This is a genomic window from Arthrobacter sp. P2b (assembly GCF_900168295.1).
Classification (GTDB): Bacteria; Actinomycetota; Actinomycetes; order Actinomycetales; family Micrococcaceae; genus Arthrobacter.
The window spans coordinates 103016-122883 of sequence record NZ_FVZL01000008.1 but is presented as its reverse complement, the minus strand read 5'-3'; the positions used below and the strand labels follow the sequence as shown (position 1 = coordinate 122883).

Below are 19868 nucleotides of genomic sequence, written 5' to 3'. Positions count from 1 at the left end.
CTGCCCTTTCATTACGGCCTGGCGGCGAGCATGCGCTCGAGCGCGGTCCGGGCGTTGGCCTGCACGGCGTCATCAACGGTGATCCGGTTGACAACCCGGCCGGCAACGAGTTCCTCGAGCACCCAGGCGAGGTAGCCCGGGTGGATCCGGTACATGGTGGAGCAGGGGCAGATCACGGGGTCCAGGCAGAAGATGGTGTGCTGCGGGTATTCGGCCGCCAGCCGGTTCACCATGTTGATCTCGGTGCCGATGGCAAACGTAGTGGGCTCGGTGGCGCCGGCGATGGCCTTCTTGATGAAGTCCGTGGAGCCCGCCGAATCCGCAGCGTCCACCACCTCCATGGGGCACTCGGGGTGGACGATCACCTGGACACCCGGGAAATCGGCCCGGGCTTTCTCGATCTGCGCCACGCTGAAGCGCTTGTGGACCGAGCAGAACCCGTGCCACAGGATGACCCGGGAATCCAGGAGGGCCTGCTCGTCATTCCCGCCGAGGTCCTTGCGGGGGTTCCACATGGGCATCTGCTCCAGCGGCACGCCCAGGGCCTTGGCGGTATTGCGGCCCAGGTGCTGGTCCGGGAAGAACAGCACGCGGCGGGCCCGCTGGAAGGCCCATTCCAGGACGGTTTTGGCGTTGGACGAGGTGCAGACAATGCCGCCGTGCTCGCCGCAGAAGGCCTTGAGGGCTGCGGAGGAATTCATGTAGGTGACGGGGATGACCGGAACCCGGCCGTCGGCGTCGGGCTCGGTGCCGAAGATTTCCTCCAGCTGTTCCCAGCACTCAGCCACGGAGTCGGCGTCCGCCATGTCGGCCATGGAGCATCCGGCGGCAAGGTTGGGCAGGATGACGGCCTGTTCGGGGGTGGAGAGGATGTCTGCGGTTTCGGCCATGAAGTGGACGCCGCAGAAGATGATCGCTTCCGCGTCGGGCCTGGTGAGTGCGGCGTTGGCCAGCTGGAAGGAGTCACCCACGAAGTCCGCGTACTGGATCACTTCGTCCCGTTGGTAGAAGTGGCCCAGGATCACGGCGCGGTCCCCCAGTTCAGCCTTTGCCGCGAGGATACGTCCGGCCAGCTCGGCGTCGCTGGCCTGCTTGTACTCCTCGGGAAGTTGACCCTGGCGGGGCGTGGCGGCCGGGGCAACGTCGGCACTGGACGCTCCGGGACCGTAAGCGGGCACGCCGGCGAGGGCCTCGGCCAGGTCGTAGTCCCACGGGCCCTTGGCGAGGGCGGGGCTGCAGGTGCTGCCCTTCGCCGCCGCGCCTTTTTCGGCCTGTTCGCGCGTGATCAGCTGGATTGCTGTGTTGACGCTGCTCATAGTGTGCTCCTGTTGTCTGGGTCAAGGCCGGGCCGGCCGGTAAAGCGGTAGAGGCGTGGCGGGCGGTGCTTGCCGCCCTGGAGGAAGTGGTCTGTTTCTTCGATTTCGGGGGTGGACCTGAGTTGCCGGCGGAAGTTTGCGGGATCCAGTTCGCGGTCCAGCACCGCCTCGTAGACTTCCCGGACCTGCGCCAGGGTGAAGTACTCGCCCAGCAGGTGGTAGGCCACGGAGCCGTAGGCAAGTTTGTTGCGCAGCCGCCACAGCGCGTAGTCCACGATGGCGTTGTGGTCGAACGCCAGGTCCCCAAGGCGGTCCGCGCGGAACCACCTCACGTTCTCCGAGACGTCCGCCAGGGCAGCCTCCGTCGGCTGGACCAGCGCCCAGTAGACGATCGAGACCACGCGCTGGGTGGGTGAGCGGTGCAGGCCGCCGAAGGCGTACAGCTGTTCCAGGTAGCTGGGGGCCAGCCCGGTTGTCTCCCGAAGGTTCCGCGACGCGGCGTCCTGCAGCGATTCGCTGTGCGTGAGCGGCCCGCCCGGCAAAGCCCAGAGTCCCTTGAAGGGCTCCCGGATGCGGCGGACCAGCGGCAGCCAGAGCGTGGGCCGGCCGGACGTCTCGCTGGGCCGGAGCGCGAAAATGACGGTGGAGATGGCCAGTGACGGCGGCGCAGCCTGGCGCTCCGAGACATTCGCTGAGCTGCTGTACATGCTTCCACCGCCTTCGGCCGATTCGGGCGCCGGGCGCCCGCTTTAGTTATGGTCATCGTGACCAAAACTAATTCTACGGGCATTCCGGCCGGAATGGGAAATGTTTCCGGCCGCACGTAGTCCGGCACCGGATCTGCCGGGTACGGCCGGCGCCCCCAACACGGTAAATTCAAGTGGTCCCACGAGGAGCCCTTTCCCTAGACCCCAAGAAGGTTCAGCCCGCATGACAACGAAGTCCGCCACCGCGCGTCCGCACAGCCACCTCGGCCACAACATGAAACCCCGCCAACTCACCATGATGGGACTGGGCAGCGCCATCGGCGCAGGACTGTTCCTCGGGTCGGGGGCCGGCGTCCAGGCGGCAGGCCCCGCCGTGCTCATCTCCTACCTGGTGGCGGGAACCCTCATCATCCTGGTGATGTGGGCGCTGGGTGAGATGGCTGCCGCGAACCCGAACAGCGGCGCCTTCTCCGTCTACGCCGAACGGGCCATGGGCAAGACCGCGGGCGCCACCATCGGCTGGCTGTGGTGGCTGCAGCTGGTGGTGGTGATCGCTGCGGAAGCACTTGGCGCAGCGGGCCTGCTGTTCTCCGTCTGGCCCGTGGTTCCCGTCTGGGCGCTGGCACTGGTGTTCATGGTGGTGTTCACCGGCATCAACCTTGCCGGCGTCCGGAACTTCGGTGAGTTTGAGTTCTGGTTCGCCATCCTCAAGGTGGCGGCAATCGTGCTGTTCCTGGCCGTGGGCGCCGCCCTGCTCCTGGGCATCCTTCCGGACGTCGCGTCCCCCGGCCTGGCCAACCTCACCGCAGATTTTGCCCCGCAGGGCCTGGGCGGCGTCGCGTCGGCGCTTTTTGTGGTGATCTTCGCGTTCGGCGGCACGGAGATCGTTTCGGTGGCGGCCGCGGAGACCGAAGACCCTGAACACAGCGTGGGCAAGGCCATCCGCACCGTGGTGTGGCGCATCCTGGTTTTCTACATCGGTTCGGTCTTTGTGATTGCCGCCGTGCTGCCGGCCACCTCCGAAGGCCTGGCCTCACCCTTTGCGGGCGTCCTGGACGCGGCCAGGATCCCCGGCGCCGCAACCGCCATCACCTTGGTGGCCGTCGTCGCCCTCCTGTCGGCGCTGAACGCCAACCTGTACGGGGCGTCGCGGATGGTCTACTCCCTGGCCGAGCGGGCGGAGGCGCCGCGCTTCCTGTCCCGGCTGAGCGGTGCGAGCGTCCCGATGCTGGCGGTGGGCGTGTCCGTGGCCTTCGGCTTCATCGCCACGGTCCTGGAACTGCTGTTCCCGGAGCGGATCCTGCCTGCACTGTTCCAGCTGGTCGGGTCCACCTGCCTGGTGGTGTGGGGCAGCGCGCTGGTGTCCCAACTGGTCCTGCGGCGCCGCGCCGACCGTGACGGCACTCCCCTGCCCCTGCGGATGAAGGGATTTCCGGGGCTTACCATCCTGGGACTGGTCCTGCTCGGCCTTATTTTCGCGGTGGGCTTCAGCGCCGACAGCAGCCGGGTGCAGCTCTTCAGCACCTTCGCACTGATTGCGGGCATTGCGGCGGCCTGCACAGTCGGTGCCCGGCTCACCGGCCGCACACGGCAGGACCGGTAGGCCGCGCCCCGCCCGGGGTGGAAGCGGGCAGCGGGCCTTGGTTTTTCCGGTTCGCCCGGCAGGTAGAGTGGTGCCTACCTTCGCGGGCACGGCTCCGAAGGATGAGGAACCGTAGCGCCGGGTCCCCGGGCGCCGTAGTTGATGAGGACTGACACCATGAGCGGCAGGCACACAGGGCAGCAGCAGACGCACACCGTGGAGGGCACCGACCCGCAGCTGTATGTGGCGCTGCATGATCCCGCCGTTGACGCCGGGCTCCGGCCGGTCCTGCTGCTCCACGGCTTCTCTTCCTCCTCCAAGCTGAACTGGGAGGACACCGGCTGGGTGGCCGCCCTCCTCGAGGCCGGACGCCGGGTCATCACCGTAGACCTGCCGGGCCATGGCCGCAGCGGCGCCCCCGAGGACCGCGACTCCTACTCCCCGAGCAGGATCCGCGCGGACCTGCTGCAGACAGCGTTCGACGCCGGCGTGCGGCCCCTGCAGGACGGTGACCCTTCCAGCGGCCTGGACGTTGTTGGTTATTCACTGGGTTCCCGGCTCGCCTGGGAGTTTGGGGCCACCCAGCCTGAACTCGTCCACCGCCTGGTCCTGGGCGGGCCGAACATTGCCGATCCGCTGGCCGAGTTCGATCTTGTGGCCGCGCAGGACTACCTGGCCGACGGCACGCCCATCGCCGACGAATCCACGGCCAGGCTCCTGAAGATGGCCCTGCTGCTGCCCAGTAACAACATCTTCGCGCTGCTCTCCCTGGTGGAGGCGATCAAGGCGGAACCCTACGACCCGTCCGAAGCCGTCCCGCACGTGCCGATGCTCCTGGTGGCCGGTGACCAGGATGAACGGATTGGTAGCCTGCCGAAGCTTGCGGAGCTGGCGCAGAACGCCGGCTCCATGGCCGAGCAGCTGGTCCTGCCGGGGCGGAACCACACCAACGCTGTCACCAGCAGGGCGTTCAAGCAGGCCGCCATCACGTTCCTGTCGGTCTGACGTCCGGTTTCCCCAGCGGAACGTCCGCCGAACGCACCGTGCCGGGTTCCTGGCGGTAGGCTGAAACCGGGGGCCTGGAAAGCCTGGAGGAGCAGATGGCTACGCTTTTTGAAGACCGCACGGAGGCGGGTGAGCGCCTGGCCGCGGTGCTTCCGCAGTTCCGCGAGCGGCCGGACACCCTGGTCCTGGGCCTCGCCCGCGGCGGGATCCCGGTGGCCGCTGCTGCAGCAAAGGCCCTCTACCTTCCCCTGGGAACCGTCCTGGTCCGCAAGCTGGGGATTCCGGGCCATGAGGAAACGGCCTACGGGGCGCTGGCGTGGGCACGCGGCCGCACCGTCCGGCTGATCAACAAGCCCTTGCTGGACCGCGTGATGGAGCACGGTGTCCGCCCCGAGTGGCTGGACGAGGTGGAGAAACGCGAGCGCGCCGAACTGCTCCGGCGGGTGGACGTCTACCCCGGAACCGGCCGTGACGTTGCCGGCAAGACGGTCCTGCTCATCGACGACGGCCTGGCCACCGGGGCCACCATGCGGGCCGCCGTCGAGGCCGTTCGCGAGGGCGGTGCGGCCGCGGTGGTTGCCGCCGCCCCGGTGGGGTCCATCGACGCCGAAGCCTCGGTGGAGCGGGTCTGTGACGCCGTGCTGTGCCTGCACGTACCGGGCAAGTTCCGCGCGGTGGGCAGCTTTTACCGGCATTTCGAACAGCTGACCGACGACGACGCCATCAGCTTCCTGAAGCAGTAACAGCGCCTGGAATTGGCAGGCAACGACGGCGGGCCCGGACTGGAGAAGTCCGGGCCCGCCGTCGTATGAATGGGCCCACGCCGTCAGGGTTCCCTGGCCGAAGCGGAGCGAGGTTAGGGGGACGGTGGGGACTAGTGGTGGCTGACGCCCAGCGGCCGCCCCTTCGTTTCCTTTGCCAGCAGCACGCCGATGGCGGAAATGACGCACAGCACCATGATGTAGATGCCAATGGACCCCGTCCATCTGGTCGTCTGCAGCAGGAATTCGGCGATGGTCGCGGCGAAGGCGCCGCCCAGGATGGCGCCAAAGGCGTATCCGATGGAGATGCCCGAGTACCGGACATTCGCGGGGAACATCTCGGCGTACATCGCGGACATGGGACCGTAGGACAGGCCAAGGCCGATCGTGAGGACAAAGAGCGCCAGGCCGTAGAGCCAGATGTTTTTGGTGTCGATCAGGGCGAACATCGGGATCATCCAGGCAAAGATGATGGCGTAGCCGGTGAGGAAGGTCTTGACCCGCCCGATGCGGTCCGAGAGCCAGCCGCCGGCCAGGGTGAAGATCAGCCAGCCGAAGGAGGCCAGGGTGGTGGCCAGGAGGATCTGCGGGGTGGGCATCTGCAGTGTGCGGGTGGCGTAGGCGATGAAGAAGGCGATCAGCAGGTATCCGGCCGCGTTGTTGGCGATGAAGATCATGGTGGAGTACAGGACCGGCTTCTTGTGGCTGCGGACCAGCTCGCCCAGGGGCGCCTTGCTTTCCGCTTTCCGGGCGGCCATTTCCTGGAAGACCGGGCTTTCGGCCACGGCCCGGCGGATGAGGTAACCCACCACGATCAGGACGATGGACAGCAGGAACGGCACGCGCCAGCCCCAGGCAGCGAAGTCCTCACGGGACATGCTGCTGTTGAGGAAGAACAGCAGGCCGGTGGCCAGGATCATGCCGATCGGGACGCCGATCTGCGGGTAGGCGCCGAACAGGCCGCGCTTGTTCAGGGGCGCGTGTTCCACGGCCATGAGCGCTGCGCCGCCCCACTCACCGCCCGCCGAGAAGCCCTGGATGATCCGCAGGAGGATCAGGAGGATGGGAGCCCAGGCGCCGATCTGCGCGTAAGTGGGCAGCATGCCGATCAGTGCGGTGGCGGCACCCATCATCACCAGGGTAAAGACGAGCATGGCCTTGCGTCCCAGCCGGTCGCCGAGGTGGCCGGCGACGACGGCGCCCAGGGGCCGGAACAGGAAGCTGATGCCGATCAGGGCAAAGGAGAGGATCTGCGCCAGCCCCGGGTTGGACTGGTTCAGCGGCGCCAGGAACAGCGGTGACAGCAGCGTTGCGGTCAGCTGGGCGAAGATGAAGAAGTCGTACCACTCGATGGTGGTGCCGACGAGGGTGCCGGCGAGGACTTTGCGTTCCTCCTGCCGGGTACTGGGACCGGCAAGAGTGTCCACCTTGGAAGGTGTGGTCATTGAAACTCCATTGTTTATCGGCAGCAGTGCCGCCGGGACGCCTTCATGATTACCGACAGAACGGTCAGTTAGTTAGTAGGGTACTACGAAAATGTGAGGCGGGACACGCCTGACGCAAACTTTGCCATGATGGACTCCGGAAGCAGTGAGTTCTATATTGGAACCGCCTGTTCTTATTCAGGAACGCTAGCCTTGTAAGGGCTGCTCAACAAGAGCCGCAGTACCGCGGCGGACGGCCACCTAGGATGGACACCATGACTCCCACCGCCGCAGCCCCGGCCGGAGCAGCGCCGGCACAGGCTTCTCCGTCCCAGACTCTCTCCCGCGGGATCCGCGCCCTGGAAATCCTCGCAGCGGCGCCCGGCCCGCTGACCATCGCAGAACTGGCCGATGCCATGGGTGTGCACCGCTCGGTGGCCTATCGGATCCTGCGCACCCTTGAGGACCACTCGCTCCTGGTCCGGGATGACGCCGGCCGGGTGCAGCCGGGACCCGGGCTTGCGGTGCTGGCGCGGGGAGTTTCGCGCAACCTCCAGACGGCCGCCCTCCCCGAGCTCACGCACCTGGCCAACACCCTGGACATGACAGCGTTTGTGGCGGTGTGGGACCACCACGACTGCATCACCCTTGTCACGGTGGAGCCCCGGCATTCAGGGGCAACGGTTGCCCAGCATCCCGGTACTCGGCATCCCATCAACGCCGGCGCTCCGGGTATCGCCATCCAGTCGGCAATGACCGAGGCCGAATGGGACCGGCTGAACACGGGCGTCCCCTACCGGGCGGAGGCCGGCGAGGCCCGCCGGAACGGATACTCGGCCAGCCACGACGAAGTGATCGCCGGCGTATCGTCCCTGGCAGCCCCGGTTCGGGTTCCGGGTGGACGGCCGGCAGCACTCGCCGTCGTCTACATCCGCTCATCACACGAGCCGGAAAGGGTCGGCGCGGCACTGGCCGAAAGCGCGGCCCGGATCGAGCGCCAGCTGGCCTGACGGCAAGGGCGCCATCGCCTTAAGGAGCAGCCCTGCGGGATTGTTTCCGTCGGTCAGGGCACCTGTGTCCGGTTGCGTTTGCGGCGGAGGACGACGGCGGCAGCAGCTCCCAGGAGGGCCAGCGACACCGCGGCGCAGACGGGCACCAGGAAAGCCGCGTGATGGCCGCCCGCCTCGGCGAGGTGGCCGCCGATGGACGAGCCAAGGGCCGTACCCGCCACAATGCCGCTGGCCAGCGCCGTCATGACCGTGCCAAGGCGTCGTGCCGGCGCCACCACACCGCCGACGGCGAAGACAGTCACCATGACCGGCCCAACCGGGAGCCCCAGGATCAGCAGCACCGCCACCATCGCGGCCAGCGACGACGGCACCAGCAGGAGCAGTGCCAGCGCCGCCATCAGGCCGGCGCACAGGACCCAGCGCCAGGACAGGCTGAACCGCCGGGGCCAGTAGGCGACCGACAGTGCGGTGGCCGCTGAACTCAGGCCCATCACGGCGTACAGCAGGCCGGCGATTTCCGAGCCGGCGAAACCTGCCGAGAAGGAGCTGAGGGCAGCCTGCGTTGAGCCAAAGAACGTTCCCATGCAGACCATGGCGAACACGGGCAGCGCGACCGCCGGCGGGATTCTGCCGGCAACCGGGACGGTGCCCGTCGCCTTGCCCGCCGCCCGGCGGTGTGGCCGCACCGCACGGTGTGTGGGGTGGGCGGCGAAGGCCGGCACCAGCGTGATGGTCATGGCCGCTGCCAGCGCCAGCGGAAGCCAGGGTGCCAGGAGGCTTGCCAGGATCCCCACCAGCGCCGGTCCGAGGACAAAGGTCACCTCGTCGGCGGTGCTTTCATAGGAAAGCGCGGTGTCCAGGTCGCGCGCGTTGTCCTGCAGGCGGCCGCGTGACGTCAGGGCCATCCACCTGACCCGGGCCAGCGGGCCCACCTGTGGGCAACTGGCACCGGCCGCGAAGGCTGCGGCAAGGACGGCAGCCTGGAAGCCGGACGTTCCCATGCCGGCGGCGGCGAGGATCAAAGCCAGCACGGCTGCGGTGTTGATGACGGCGGCGGCGACCAGCACCGGCCGCTGTCCCTGCCGGTCGGCCAGGGCTCCCAGCAGCGGGGCGCCCAGTGCGGAGCCGATCCCGACCGCTCCTGCTGCAACACCGCCCACAGCGTAGGAACCGCTAACGGAGGTGACCATGGTGAGGGTTCCCACCGTCAGCATGGCAAGGGGCAACCGGGCAAAGAGGCCAAGTGGGATGAAGCTGCGGCCGGCCAGGAGGGGAAGGCGGGCGAAACGGCCGCGTCCGGCAGCCCCCGCTGAGGCGGAACGACCCGGGCCTGTGCCGGCGGCGTGGTCAGGGGAAGCGGCGTCCGGGGTGGCGTGTGGACTGCTGGCCTGTGGCGCCCCGGGGGTTTCTGTGGCGCTGGTGGTTGAAGGGGAGGCTGATGATGTCAATTCCGGGCTCGTTCAGTCATGCGCATCGTCCCTCCTCCCGATGCGCGCAACCCGGTAACTGACCCAGTATACCGCCGTAGCAGGGCAGCCTTATGCTCCCACCAGCACGTCCAGCGCCTCGGAAATCCGGAGGGTGGATCCGTTGCGGCCTTTCAGCACCTGGAGCTGAGTGCCGATGCGCTGCTTCATCTCCGCGACGTGGCTGACAAGCCCTACCACGCGGCCGCCGTCGCGCAGGCCCTCGAGGGCGTCCATGACCTGTTCCAGGGACTGCTCGTCGAGGCTTCCGAACCCTTCGTCCACAAAGAGCGTCTCGATTTCCACTCCGCCCGACTCCTGCTGAACGACGTCCGCCAGCCCCAGTGCCAGTGACAGCGACGCCATGAAAGACTCACCGCCGGACAGGGTGGACGTGTCACGCCGGTATCCCGTCCACTGGTCCACCACTTCCAGGCCAAGCCCCGATTTTGCACCGCGGGCGGCCTTCGCGTCCGTGTGCTGCAGCAGGTAGCGGCCGTCACTCATGGCCACCAGGCGTTCGGACGCTGCGAGGGCCACCTGCTCCAGGCGCGCGGCCAGGACGTAACTGTTCAGGCTCATCCGGTAGCTGTTTTCACCCCGGCCGGCCGCCGCGTCCGCCAGCCCTGCCAGCATCTGTGCCCGTTCGGCCGGTTCCCGCGCAGACCCGGCGAGAGCCTCATACTCGGCTCTGATGGCGGTAAGCGAAGACAAGCACCGTTCGGCCAGGCCGGCTGCGAGGTCCGCTGCGCGGGCCTCCTCCCGGGCGGCAGCAGCCTCGTTGCGCATGAGTGCGAGCCTCTGCACGTCCACCTCGAACCCGGCCGACTTTTCCTGAAGGGCCAGCACGATGTCATCTGAAGCAAACAGTTCGCTGACACGGGCAGCCTCGTCCTGGGCGTCACGGACCTCAGCGTGCAGCGCGGTTGCCTCCGCCGCAGCAAGCAGCTGGCTGCGCGCTTCATCAGCCGATTCGAAGCCCGCCTTGGGCAACGCGAGTGCCAGCTGTTCATGGGCCTCGGCCGCCTGGGCATGTGCAGCCGCAAGGGACGCCTGCGCTTCCACTGCCTTGTCCAGCACAGCGACGGCGTTTTCCAGCGACCGCAACCGCTGGGCCAGGCTGCGGTGGCTTCCCCTGAGTCCGGACAGTGCCTTGTCCAGCGCGGCCGACTGTTCGGCCGCGTCCCCAAGCGAAGCCACAGCGTGGGCAAGGTCGGCTTCGGTCGCGGCCTTCGCCGTCCGCGCGGCTTCAATGCCGGCGTCGAGCGTCTCAAGCCGCCGCCTGACCGATGCCAGCTCCTTGACCGCCTGCTGGGCGTCCGCCGCCGCAGCCCGCGCCTGCTCAGCAGCAGCAACAGCCTCCGCTTCTGGAGTGTCTCCACCCTGGCCGGCGAGGACCGCCACCAGCTGGTCGGCGTTGGCCAGTTCGGCGCTGACCCGGGTGAAGGCGGCCTCGGCCGCCTCGAAAGCTGCGTGTGCAGCCTCCTCTTCCTGCGCAAGCCCTGGCCCGCCGCTGCCCGCGGCAGCAGGGGCAGGATGCTCTCCGCTTCCGCAGACAGGGCACGGCTCCCCCTGCTCCAGCTGGCCGGCAAGTTCGGCGGCGGCATTGGCCAGCCGTTCCTCCCGGATATCCAGCCAGCGGCGCTTCACCTCCAAATGGTCATCGCGGGATTCGTCATACCGCAGCTTTACGGCATGGCGCGCCGCAACGGCGGCACCATAACGCCGGACAACATCCAGCAGTTCCCCGGCCGATGCAGCTTCCTTGCTCCGCAGGGCGGCGGTACCCGCACGCTGTTCCAGGTGCTCCAGCCCCGCCTCGATGCCTGCCTTCTCCTCGCGGAGCAAACCCGCGCGATTGTCCAGCTCGGCGGCAGCCGCGGCAAGGTCCTCCCGCTTTTTCACGAGCACCCCGTGCCGTTTTCGGAGGGCCTGGAGCCTGTCCTCGTCCGGCAACCTGGCCTCGACGACGGCAAGGAGCGACCGCAGGCGCCCCAGTTCTTCCGCGGCAGCACCGGCCGTCGCGGCGTAATCCTGTCCGCGGTCTTCGGCCACATCCAGGTCCAGATGCGCCAGGTCCAGGTTGGCCAGCTCATCGTCCTCGGCGACGGCCATGCGGAGCAGGGTGAAGGCTGCTTCGGCAGCCCTGGCGGCGCTGCTGACCTTGGCTGCGGCGGCGTCGACGCTGCGGAGCTGCCCGTCCAGGACCTCCGCCTGACGGTGGCGGGCAAGCCGCATGGACAGGTCTTGAAGCCGGGGCGCTGCTTCCTCCACAGCGCCCTGCCGTGCTGTTGCTTCCTCCAGTTTGCGGCGCCTGTCCTGGCGGGCGGCTTCCTCCTCAACGGCGTCAGCCCGCCGCATACTTGCCGCGTGTGCAGCCTTTGCCTGCCCGGTCAGTTCACCCAGGCGTTCCTCAACGGCGGTCCGCAGCCACGAAAGCCGGGCTTCGGTGTTTTCCACGGAAGGGGAACCTGCCTCATCAAGCCCGAGTGCGGCCGCTTCGGACTCTGCCCTTGCCGCCAGGAGCCCAAGCTGCCCGGCCAGGACGGATACGTTCTCCCGGGCATCCTGTGCCTGGCGCGAAAGTTCCTGCTCCAGGGCTTCAAAGCGCTGGGTGCCGAAAAGCTTCTGCAGCAGTTCCAGCCGGTCCGCGGCTTTCGACCGCAGGAAGGCGGCGAAGTCACCCTGCGGCAACATGACGACGCGGGTGAACTGTTCGCGGTCCATCCCCAGCAAAGCCATAATCTCGGCTCCGGCTTCATCGTTCCGGGCGGACTTTTCCACCCACGCGCCATCCACGCGCTCACGCAGCAGCGTCTTGGCCTGCTGGGTGGTGAAGCCGTTCCTGCCGCGGGCGCTTGGCTTGTCCCAGGCGGGCGACCTCGTCACTTCGAAGCGCCGCCCCTGCGCGGAGAATTCACAGGTCACGGCCGGTTCCTGCGCCGGCTCCGCATGGTCGCTGCGGAGGCGTTTGCCGTCCTGGCGGGCACCGGGAACAGAACCGTACAAGGCAAAGCAGATGGCGTCCAGGACGCTGGTCTTGCCCGCGCCGGTGGGCCCGTTGAGGAGGAAGAGGCCGTGTGCGCTCAGCCGGTCAAAGTCGATGTCCTCGGTACCGGCAAAGGGGCCAAAGCCGGAAATCCGCAGGTGGTGGATCCTCATCGTGAGCCCTCCAGGAGGCGGACGTTCTCCAGGGCTGCGGCGAGCGCTGCCTTCTCTGCGTCGTCAGGGACGCGGCCGCGGACGTGCTCCAGGAACCCGCAGCATACCGAGAGGTCATCCGGCGCCTCGGCCAGCCTGCTGCTGTAGGTGGCAGCCGGGGCAGCGGTGCCTCCCTCCGGATCGAATCCCAGCACAAGCGTGTGGGGGAACCGCGCGCGCAGCCGGTCCATGGCCCGGGCGGGGCGTTGCGCATCCGTCAGCGTGATCTGGCAATACGCGGCCTCAGCCCATTCGTGCTGCGGTGACTCCACGAGGTCTGACAGGGAACCCCTGAGCACGGCCAGGGCACGCGGGGCTTCCCACAGAACTTCCTCTATGGCGCCGACCCCGTCGGGACCGATGTCCACCAGCCATGCCCCTTTTTGGTGCCTGGCTTCGGAGAAGGAGTACGCCAGCGGAGATCCCGAGTACCTGACCTGCGGCGACAGGGACTGCCGGCCGTGCAGATGGCCCAGGGCTGTGTAGCTGAAGCCGTCGAACAGGTCCAGGGGGACCGCCCCCACACCGCCGATGCTGAGGTCGCGCTCGCTGTCCGAGCTGATGCCCCCACTGGCGAAGGTGTGGGCCAGGACCACCGAATGGACCACGGAGGACGCTTCACGGCGTTCGATGTCCTGCCGGATGAGGGCTGTGGCCGCCCGGGTCACCTCGAAGTGGCTGGCGGTATCCACCCCGAGCTGCTCGGCGACGAGCCGGGGTTCGAGCCACGGGATGCCATAGATGGCTGCCACGGTTTCTTTTCCTGCAACATCCTGGCCCAGCGGCAGCAGCAGCGGCTGGTCCAGGCTCTCCAGCCTGGTCCGGAGGTGTACTCCCCCGCGCTCCAGCAACCGGGCGGCGAAGCCCAGGCGGATGGCCGAGTCATGGTTGCCGCTGGTCAGCACCACTTTGGCCCCGGCGGAGGTCAGCCGGACCAGGGCGTCGTCCAGCAGGTGGACGACGTCCACTCCGGGCAAGGCGCGGTCATAGACATCACCGGCAATCAGGACGACATCAACGTGGTGCCGGGACACAGCAGCCACGAGCTGGTCGATGAAGGCGCGCTGGGCGTCCAGCATGCCCATGCCGTGGAAGGAACGGCCCAGGTGCCAGTCCGATGTATGAAGTAACCGCATATTCCTAAGCTATCGGCTGCCACTGACAGTGTGCGTAACCGGCGCAGTTGCCGGCATCACGCCCGCTTGCCCTCGAAAAACTCCTGCGCCTCGCTGTCTGCCTGCGCACCGCGCGATTGGGCTTTGTCCGCCTGCACACCGTCCGCCGGTGCGCTGGCCGTTCCATCCGCCGCGCTGGCCCCGGGCACTTCCTGGTGTTCGTCGTCGGCCTCCCCGGCGGGGGCTCCCGTCGTCATCGCTGCAGCGCCAGCGCCGGGGCCAGCGGACGCTGCAACCCGGAAACTGCGGAACAGGAGGCCTGCAATGGCAGCACCCACCAACGGCGCCGCCAGGAAAACCCACAGCTGTTCCAGTGCCCAGCCGGAACTGAAGATGGCGGAGGCAGCAGCCCGCGCCGGATTGAACGGCAGGTTGCCCACGGCCTGGCCCAGCTGCAGCAGGGCAGCAAAGGTCAGGCCAACGGCAACCGGGGCAGCCGCCCCGCTGATGCGGTCGCGGGCGGCCGCACCCAGGAAGACGGCCACGATGATGGCAGCGCCCAGGACCTCAAGGAGCAGCACCGCTGCCAGTGGCGCGGAAATGATGGAGTGCTCGCCAAAACCGGCGGTGACCGTATCAAACGCCGTCCGGCTGTCGGCGATGCCGGGAAGCGTGCGCAGTACCGCGTGCAGGGCCAGGGCGCCCATCGCGGCACCCGCCAGCTGTGCTGCGGCATAGGCAGCGGCTGCGCCGGCCCTGATCCGGCCGGCCAGGAGGTGGCCCAGAGTAATGGCCGGGTTGAAGTGGCCACCGGAAACGTGGCCGACGGCGAGCATCGCAGCCGTCACCGCAAGGCCTGCGGCGAGCGCCGCGGGCAGCGGGCTGGACTGCGGGATGCTGAAGAGGGGCACCCCGAGCCCGGCAACCGCAACGAAGAGGCTGCCGAAGCCCTCGGCAGCAAGCCTGGGCAGGAGCCCGGGCGGTGCAGCGTCCGGACTGCCTGCCGGCAGGTTGTCGTGTGGGGCTGGATCGGGCGTGCTCATGGGGGAACCTTCAGGTTGGTGTGTGGCGTACGGGGTGCTGCTGCCGCCGGGCAACCCAAGTATTATTCCAGCCCAGACTGTGCGTTTGCTGGGCTGTGCTTCTGCTGGGGTGTGCTTCTATGTGGCGTGTTTATCGGAACGGTACGTTTAGCTGGCAGGGCTGACGGCGCCTGTCCCCCGCCACGGTAAATTTACTGCATGAGCATCGAGACCCGCGCTTCCGCGCCCACCCTGAAGTCCCGCATCAACGGCTGCCTGCTGGGCGGCGCGCTGGGGGATTCCTTGGGGTACGCGGTGGAGTTCGACGCGATCGATGAGATCCGGCGCCGCTTCGGGGCGCAGGGCCTCACCGGTTTTGCGGAGCTCGCCAATGGCACCCACTTCTCTGACGATACCCAGATGACCCTGTACACCGTGGACGGGCTCGTGGAAGCCCTCGAGTGGGCCAACTCGGGCGTTGGCGCGGACGTCAACGCCTGCCTGTGGCTGGCATACCTGCGCTGGCTCGCCACGCAGGGTGAGGACGCTGGTCCGGCTGCACCCGCCCCGCAGCCACGCTGGATCGACGGAAACACGGTTCTCCACCAGCGGCGCCACCCCGGGAAGGCCTGCATCTCCGGACTGGCAACAGGAGAAATGGGAACCTCCGTGCGCCCCGTCAATCCCGACTCCAAGGGCTGCGGCACGGTGATGCGTTCTGCCCCGTTCGGACTGATCCCGCACATCACGCCCGACGCCGTCTACAAGTTGAGTGCCGACGCCGCCTCACTGACGCACGGCCACCCGTCCGCCCGCCAAAGCGCCGGAATCTTCAGCCTCCTCATCCACCGCCTGGTCACCGGCGAAAGCCTGCAGGAGGCGGCCGCCGGCGTGGCCGCCCATGCCGCCACCCTCACCGATGTGGCGCCGGAGCTGCCGGAACGCCTTGCGGCAGCCCTCCGCCTGGCGGACAAGGGCGTTGTGGCGCCGGAAGAAGTTGTCAGCACCCTGGGCGAAGGGTGGGTGGCCGAGGAAGCGCTCGCCGTCGGACTCTATGCGGTCCTGGCCACCATCCCTGACCCGGCCGCCGGCGGCCGGGACCCCCTGCCTGTCCGTCACTTCCGTGCCGCGGTGGCCCTGGCTGTCAACCACAGCGGCGACAGCGACTCCACCGGATCGGTGGCCGGCAATATCCTGGGGGCCTACTACGGCGAGGACTGCCTGCCCGGCGAGTGGCTGGAAGCATTGGAAGCTCCGGAGGTCATCCGTGGCATGGCTGACCAGCTGGTGAAGGTCACAACCGGCGAAGGCTGATGTCGTTGCAGGCCTCACAGACCTCCGCCGGAATGAGGCCGCGGCGCTGCAGGAGTCCGAAGATCGCGCACCCCAGGCAGAAGCCCAGGAACGCTTCCAGGGAGGCCGCGACGACCAGGATGCCCAGCACCGTCCATGCAGCCGGTACGGCTCCGGCAGCGAAGAGCAGCAAGGACGCGGTTGACACGAAGGCACCCATTCCCTGGGCAAACCGCTTGGGCGGGCCGGGGACCAGCTTCACCTTCCCCAGCCTGGGCGTGATGACTTTCACGGACAGAAGAGCCAGGGGCGAAATCCGCGGACCGAACAGCAGGCGCAGCCAGAAACCCGCGGCGATGGCCAGCAGCCCCCACACCGAGCCGGCCGCGGCGGTGACCAGCGCAAGGAGGACAACCAGGCCGGCCGTGACGCGGGCGGCGTACTCATTGACGGGATTGGGGAACGCAAACAGGGACATGGTGCAAGGGTAGGAGCGGGCGGAAGGGCAGGGAAGGTTTATTGCGTCCCGTGAACCCGGCCGTGCCTGGCTGGCGGGGCAGCCCGGCACCAGGCAGCCCTACGCGGTGGCTCCCGCAAAGCTGCCCACCATCTGCAGGAATTCACCCTCGGACAGCACCTCGATCGACTGTCCGCGTTCGTGGAGCTCCAGCACGCGGCGCGCCTTGCCCGTCAACCGGCCCGAGCGGAGATCTGAAGCCACAAAACCGTCACCCACCACCAGGACAGTGGTGCGGCCGGTCACCCGGCTTTCCGTGCGGGCCCCCACCTCGGCCGAGCGCACCTTGGCTTCCGGGCGTCGGATGGAGAGCTGGCCCGTAAAAACCACGGTCTGCCCGAACAGCGGATGGCCGGGCTCAGCCTCCGGATTCGGGTCAGGATTGATCCCTTCCTCCGGCCAGCCGGACTGGAACGGCCGGACCAGCGCCGCGCCATTGGCAGAGGAACCGGCGACGGCGGCGAGGCTGGGTTTGGACAAGGCGTCGACGGCCGGGTCGAACGCCTGTTGCCGGGGCATCACCAGGCCGAGCGAGAGGTAGAGCTCGGCGAGGCTGTTGGCACCGTTTCGCCGGGCGATGTCGATCAGGATGCCGGCGCAGGCCCGGGCATCCTCCGCGGCGTCGTGGTGCTTGACCAGCGGCACACCGGCTTCCTCGGCGGCAAACGGCAGAGAGTTGGACACCAGCGAATAGCACCGCCGGGACAGCATCACGGTGCAGACATAGTCGTAGGCCGGCCCGGGAAGCCCCGACACCTCCAGGGCTGAGCGGATCACGCCGAGGTCGAACGCCGCATTGTGGGCGGCCAGCACGTCATCACCGATAAAGGCACCGATCTCGGCGAAGAGTTCGCCGAAGCGGGGCTGCCCGGCGACGTCTGCGGCGCTGATGCCGTGGATCCGGACGTTGTGGTAGTCGAAATGGTCGTGGTTCCGCGGGGGCCGCATCAGCCACGAGGCTTCCTCCACAATCCGTCCGCCCCGGACCTTGGTGAGTCCCACCGAGCAGGGCGAGCCCCGGAAGCCGTTCGCCGTCTCAAAGTCGATCGCAGTAAAGTCCAAACCCACGGCCCAACCTTACCGCCGGAAGCCGGCCAAACCTGTCAAGTACCCTTGAGGGGTGAACTTTCCTGTGATGAACGACCTCGCTGTGTCCATGCTGGGCGGGGCAGGACCGGTCCAGCCGCAGCTGGCCTCCTTCCTGCCCGACTGGCTGAACCCCCAGATCTTCCTGGCCGATCCTGCCCTCGCACCGTGGGTGGTCCTCCTTGTGTGCGGAATCGTCTTCGCGGAAACCGGTCTGCTGGTGGGGTTCTTCCTGCCGGGCGACTCCATGCTGTTCACCGCTGGCCTGCTCGTTGCAACGGACACCATCAAGTTCAACGTGTGGCTGTTTGCGCTGCTGATTGTGATTTCCGCCATCATCGGGAACCAGACGGGGTACCTGATCGGCTCCAAGGCCGGCCCCGCCATCTTCAACAAGCCCAACTCCCGCCTGTTCAAGCGTGAGAACGTGGAGAACGCGCACGCCTTCTTCGAAAAGCACGGCGGCAAGGCGCTGATCCTTGCCCGGTTCGTCCCCATCATCCGTACCTTCGTCCCGGTGATCGTGGGCGTGGCGCAGATGAACCGGAAGAAGTTCTTCCTCTACAACGTCATCGGCGCGGTGCTGTGGGGCGGCGGGGTTACCCTGCTCGGCTACCTCCTGGGCGACCGCATCCCGTGGGTCCGCGACAACCTCGACATCATCTTCATCGTCATCGTGCTGGTGTCGGTCCTGCCCATCGGCGTGGAGGTCCTCCGCGGCCTGTCCGCGAAGCGCCAGGCCGCGGCGTACGGCACCGACCCGGTGGACGAATTCATCGAGGAACACGCTCCGGAGGACGAGCAGAAGACGCCCCGCCTTCCGTAGTGACTGGATAAAAAAAGGTGTGCTCCCCGGCCGGGGAGCACACCTTTTTTCGTTCACCGGGCGGCCGGAATGTCAGGCCTTTGTTGCCTCCAGCGCTTCCACAATGGACGGCAGGAGCGCGCGGAACGCCTTGCCCCGGTGGCTGATGGCATTCTTTTCCTCGGCGGAAAGTTCGGCGCAGCTGCGGTGCTCGCCGGCGGGCTGCAGGACGGGATCGTAGCCGAATCCTCCCGCGCCGCGGGGCTCGCGGAGCAGGATGCCCTCCAGCTGCCCGTACTCCACCACCTCGCGCCCGGGCGAACCGTCCACCGCGGGCACGGCAAGGGCTGCCGCGCACACGAACGCTGCGCCGCGGTGCTGGTCCGGAACATCGGACAGCTGGTTGAGCAGGAGCGCCAGGTTGGCCGCGTCGTCGCCGTGGCTGCCGGACCAGCGGGCGGAAAAGATGCCGGGCGCTCCGCCCATCACGTCCACGGCGAGGCCCGAGTCGTCGGCGATCGCAAGGAGTCCCGTGGCCTGCGCGACGGCGCGGGCCTTCAGCAGTGAATTCTCCGCGAACGTCACGCCTGTTTCGACGACGTCGGGGGCACCAGCCGCCGCCGCGTCCACCACCTGCGTGTCGACGTCGAGCCCCGGAACCTGCCCCCGCAGCAGCTCACGCAGCTCCCGGAGTTTGCCCTTGTTGTGCGTGGCGAGGACCAGCCGCGGGGCGGCGCCTGCGGCGGTCACAGCGTGTCGGCCAGGGTTTCGCGCTGGATGGCCGCGAGCTGGGTGGTGCCCAGCAGTGCCAGGTCAAGGAGCTGGTCCAGCTCAGCCCGGTCGAACGGCGCACCCTCGGCGGTTCCCTGGACCTCCACGAACTTTCCTGAGCCGGTGACCACCACGTTCATGTCGGTTTCGGCGCGGACATCCTCGACGTAGGGCAGGTCCAGCATGGGGACGCCGTCGATGATTCCCACCGAGACCGCGGCAATGGTGTCGATGAGGGGCTGTGCGTTCCTGGCGATCAGCTTGTTGTCGCGGGCGAAGCGGATGGCGTCGGCCAGCGCCACATACGCGCCGGTGATGGCGGCCGTGCGGGTTCCGCCGTCGGCCTGGAGGACGTCGCAGTCAAGCACAATGGTGTTCTCGCCCAGGGCCTTGGTGTCGATGATGGAGCGCAGGGACCGGCCGATGAGCCGGGAAATTTCGTGGGTACGGCCGCCGATCTTACCCTTCACGGATTCGCGGTCGGAGCGGGTGTTCGTTGCGCGCGGCAGCATGGCGTACTCGGCGGTGACCCACCCCCGGCCCTCCCCCTTCAGCCAGCGGGGGACGCCGGCGGTCAGCGAGGCGGTGCACAGGACCCTGGTGTTGCCGAATTCGATCAGTGCCGATCCCTCAGCCTGGTTGGACCATCCGCGGGTGATACTGATGGGCCGGAGCTGGTCCGGGGCGCGGCCGTCGGCGCGCACGATGGGCACTGCAGTTGCTTCAGAAGTCATGCCTTTAGCTTATCCACTGCAGGTGGCGCCGGCCGCTGCCGGGAGCCCGGACC

Annotated in this window: 17 protein-coding genes; 6 read left to right on the top strand and 11 right to left on the bottom strand. The window is 67.9% G+C overall.

The window, feature by feature from the left end; translation table 11 throughout:
• Positions 1-11: 11 nt before the first annotated feature.
• Positions 12-1316 carry a quinolinate synthase NadA gene (gene nadA, locus B5520_RS14195; RefSeq protein ID WP_079597712.1) on the bottom strand — a complete coding sequence of 435 codons (1305 nt, stop codon included), beginning with the start codon at positions 1314-1316 and terminating at the stop codon, positions 12-14.
• Positions 1313-2023 carry an NUDIX hydrolase gene (locus B5520_RS14190; protein ID WP_079597711.1) on the bottom strand — a complete coding sequence of 237 codons (711 nt, stop codon included), beginning with the start codon at positions 2021-2023 and terminating at the stop codon, positions 1313-1315. Before B5520_RS14190 ends, nadA begins: the two co-directional genes overlap by 4 nt.
• Before the next feature lie 223 nt (positions 2024-2246).
• Here B5520_RS14190 and B5520_RS14185 point away from each other — a divergent pair, with 223 nt between their 5' ends.
• The 3 genes from B5520_RS14185 to B5520_RS14175 all read left to right on the top strand — a co-directional run bounded on the left by B5520_RS14185 (position 2247) and on the right by B5520_RS14175 (position 5353).
• The gene (locus tag B5520_RS14185) at positions 2247-3626 is read left to right on the top strand and encodes an amino acid permease (protein ID WP_079597710.1); all 1380 of its coding nucleotides are present in this window, start codon (positions 2247-2249) and stop codon (positions 3624-3626) included.
• 156 nt (positions 3627-3782) lie between these two features.
• Entirely contained in the window at positions 3783-4610 is an 828-nt protein-coding gene (locus B5520_RS14180; RefSeq protein ID WP_079597760.1) for an alpha/beta fold hydrolase, read from the top strand.
• 95 nt (positions 4611-4705) lie between these two features.
• Positions 4706-5353, top strand: coding sequence for a phosphoribosyltransferase (locus tag B5520_RS14175; protein ID WP_104443506.1), 648 nt, complete (start codon positions 4706-4708; stop codon positions 5351-5353).
• Positions 5354-5484: 131 nt separating this feature from the next.
• Here B5520_RS14175 and B5520_RS14170 read toward each other — a convergent pair whose 3' ends face one another.
• Positions 5485-6816 carry an MFS transporter gene (locus tag B5520_RS14170; RefSeq protein WP_079597708.1) on the bottom strand — a complete coding sequence of 444 codons (1332 nt, stop codon included), beginning with the start codon at positions 6814-6816 and terminating at the stop codon, positions 5485-5487.
• Between the two features lie 254 nt (positions 6817-7070).
• Here B5520_RS14170 and B5520_RS14165 point away from each other — a divergent pair, with 254 nt between their 5' ends.
• Positions 7071-7805, top strand: a complete 735-nt coding sequence (locus tag B5520_RS14165; RefSeq protein WP_079597707.1) for an IclR family transcriptional regulator — start codon at positions 7071-7073, stop codon at positions 7803-7805.
• Between the two features lie 53 nt (positions 7806-7858).
• Here the strand turns inward: B5520_RS14165 and B5520_RS14160 are convergent, their stop codons facing one another.
• The 4 genes from B5520_RS14160 to B5520_RS14145 form a co-directional block, all read right to left on the bottom strand.
• Positions 7859-9073 (bottom strand): MFS transporter, encoded by a 1215-nt coding sequence (locus B5520_RS14160; protein ID WP_254865579.1) that lies wholly within the window; start codon positions 9071-9073, stop codon positions 7859-7861.
• A gap of 270 nt (positions 9074-9343) precedes the next feature.
• Complete coding sequence (locus tag B5520_RS14155) at positions 9344-12433, bottom strand: AAA family ATPase (protein ID WP_079597706.1); 3090 nt, start codon at positions 12431-12433, stop codon at positions 9344-9346.
• Positions 12430-13608, bottom strand: coding sequence for an exonuclease SbcCD subunit D (locus B5520_RS14150; protein ID WP_079597705.1), 1179 nt, complete (start codon positions 13606-13608; stop codon positions 12430-12432). Before B5520_RS14150 ends, B5520_RS14155 begins: the two co-directional genes overlap by 4 nt.
• A 56-nt stretch (positions 13609-13664) precedes the next feature.
• A complete protein-coding gene (locus B5520_RS14145) occupies positions 13665-14630 on the bottom strand; it encodes an aquaporin (RefSeq protein WP_079597704.1) in 966 nt (321 codons plus the stop codon).
• Between the two features lie 198 nt (positions 14631-14828).
• On the opposite strand from B5520_RS14145, the gene B5520_RS14140 reads away from it, so the two are divergent.
• Entirely contained in the window at positions 14829-15923 is a 1095-nt protein-coding gene (locus B5520_RS14140) for an ADP-ribosylglycohydrolase family protein (RefSeq protein WP_079597703.1), read from the top strand.
• Here B5520_RS14140 and B5520_RS14135 read toward each other — a convergent pair.
• Together B5520_RS14135 and B5520_RS14130 are read right to left on the bottom strand one after the other, a co-directional pair.
• Positions 15904-16380 carry a DUF4395 domain-containing protein gene (locus B5520_RS14135; RefSeq protein ID WP_079597702.1) on the bottom strand — a complete coding sequence of 159 codons (477 nt, stop codon included), beginning with the start codon at positions 16378-16380 and terminating at the stop codon, positions 15904-15906. The two genes, B5520_RS14140 and B5520_RS14135, sit on opposite strands and share 20 nt — an antisense overlap.
• 99 nt (positions 16381-16479) lie before the next feature.
• A complete protein-coding gene (locus tag B5520_RS14130) occupies positions 16480-17487 on the bottom strand; it encodes an exonuclease domain-containing protein (protein WP_079597701.1) in 1008 nt (335 codons plus the stop codon).
• A gap of 67 nt (positions 17488-17554) precedes the next feature.
• On the opposite strand from B5520_RS14130, the gene B5520_RS14125 reads away from it, so the two are divergent.
• Positions 17555-18331, top strand: a complete 777-nt coding sequence (locus B5520_RS14125; RefSeq protein ID WP_079597756.1) for a DedA family protein — start codon at positions 17555-17557, stop codon at positions 18329-18331.
• Positions 18332-18403: 72 nt separating this feature from the next.
• Here B5520_RS14125 and rdgB read toward each other — a convergent pair whose 3' ends face one another.
• Together rdgB and rph are read right to left on the bottom strand one after the other, a co-directional pair.
• Positions 18404-19060: an RdgB/HAM1 family non-canonical purine NTP pyrophosphatase gene (gene rdgB, locus B5520_RS14120; RefSeq protein ID WP_079597700.1), complete on the bottom strand. Its 657-nt coding sequence runs from the start codon at positions 19058-19060 to the stop codon at positions 18404-18406.
• Positions 19057-19815: a ribonuclease PH gene (rph, locus tag B5520_RS14115; protein ID WP_079597699.1), complete on the bottom strand. Its 759-nt coding sequence runs from the start codon at positions 19813-19815 to the stop codon at positions 19057-19059. Before rph ends, rdgB begins: the two co-directional genes overlap by 4 nt.
• Positions 19816-19868: the final 53 nt, after the last annotated feature.

Coding starts and splice junctions, on each gene's coding strand:
- nadA (WP_079597712.1), bottom strand. CDS start 1,316: ATGAGCAGCGTCAACACAGCAATCCAGCTGATCACGCGCGAACAGGCC.
- B5520_RS14190 (WP_079597711.1), bottom strand. CDS start 2,023: ATGTACAGCAGCTCAGCGAATGTCTCGGAGCGCCAGGCTGCGCCGCCG.
- B5520_RS14185 (WP_079597710.1), top strand. CDS start 2,247: ATGACAACGAAGTCCGCCACCGCGCGTCCGCACAGCCACCTCGGCCAC.
- B5520_RS14180 (WP_079597760.1), top strand. CDS start 3,783: ATGAGCGGCAGGCACACAGGGCAGCAGCAGACGCACACCGTGGAGGGC.
- B5520_RS14175 (WP_104443506.1), top strand. CDS start 4,706: ATGGCTACGCTTTTTGAAGACCGCACGGAGGCGGGTGAGCGCCTGGCC.
- B5520_RS14170 (WP_079597708.1), bottom strand. CDS start 6,816: ATGACCACACCTTCCAAGGTGGACACTCTTGCCGGTCCCAGTACCCGG.
- B5520_RS14165 (WP_079597707.1), top strand. CDS start 7,071: ATGACTCCCACCGCCGCAGCCCCGGCCGGAGCAGCGCCGGCACAGGCT.
- B5520_RS14155 (WP_079597706.1), bottom strand. CDS start 12,433: ATGAGGATCCACCACCTGCGGATTTCCGGCTTTGGCCCCTTTGCCGGT.
- B5520_RS14150 (WP_079597705.1), bottom strand. CDS start 13,608: ATGCGGTTACTTCATACATCGGACTGGCACCTGGGCCGTTCCTTCCAC.
- B5520_RS14145 (WP_079597704.1), bottom strand. CDS start 14,630: ATGAGCACGCCCGATCCAGCCCCACACGACAACCTGCCGGCAGGCAGT.
- B5520_RS14140 (WP_079597703.1), top strand. CDS start 14,829: ATGAGCATCGAGACCCGCGCTTCCGCGCCCACCCTGAAGTCCCGCATC.
- B5520_RS14135 (WP_079597702.1), bottom strand. CDS start 16,380: ATGTCCCTGTTTGCGTTCCCCAATCCCGTCAATGAGTACGCCGCCCGC.
- B5520_RS14125 (WP_079597756.1), top strand. CDS start 17,555: ATGAACGACCTCGCTGTGTCCATGCTGGGCGGGGCAGGACCGGTCCAG.
- rph (WP_079597699.1), bottom strand. CDS start 19,815: ATGACTTCTGAAGCAACTGCAGTGCCCATCGTGCGCGCCGACGGCCGC.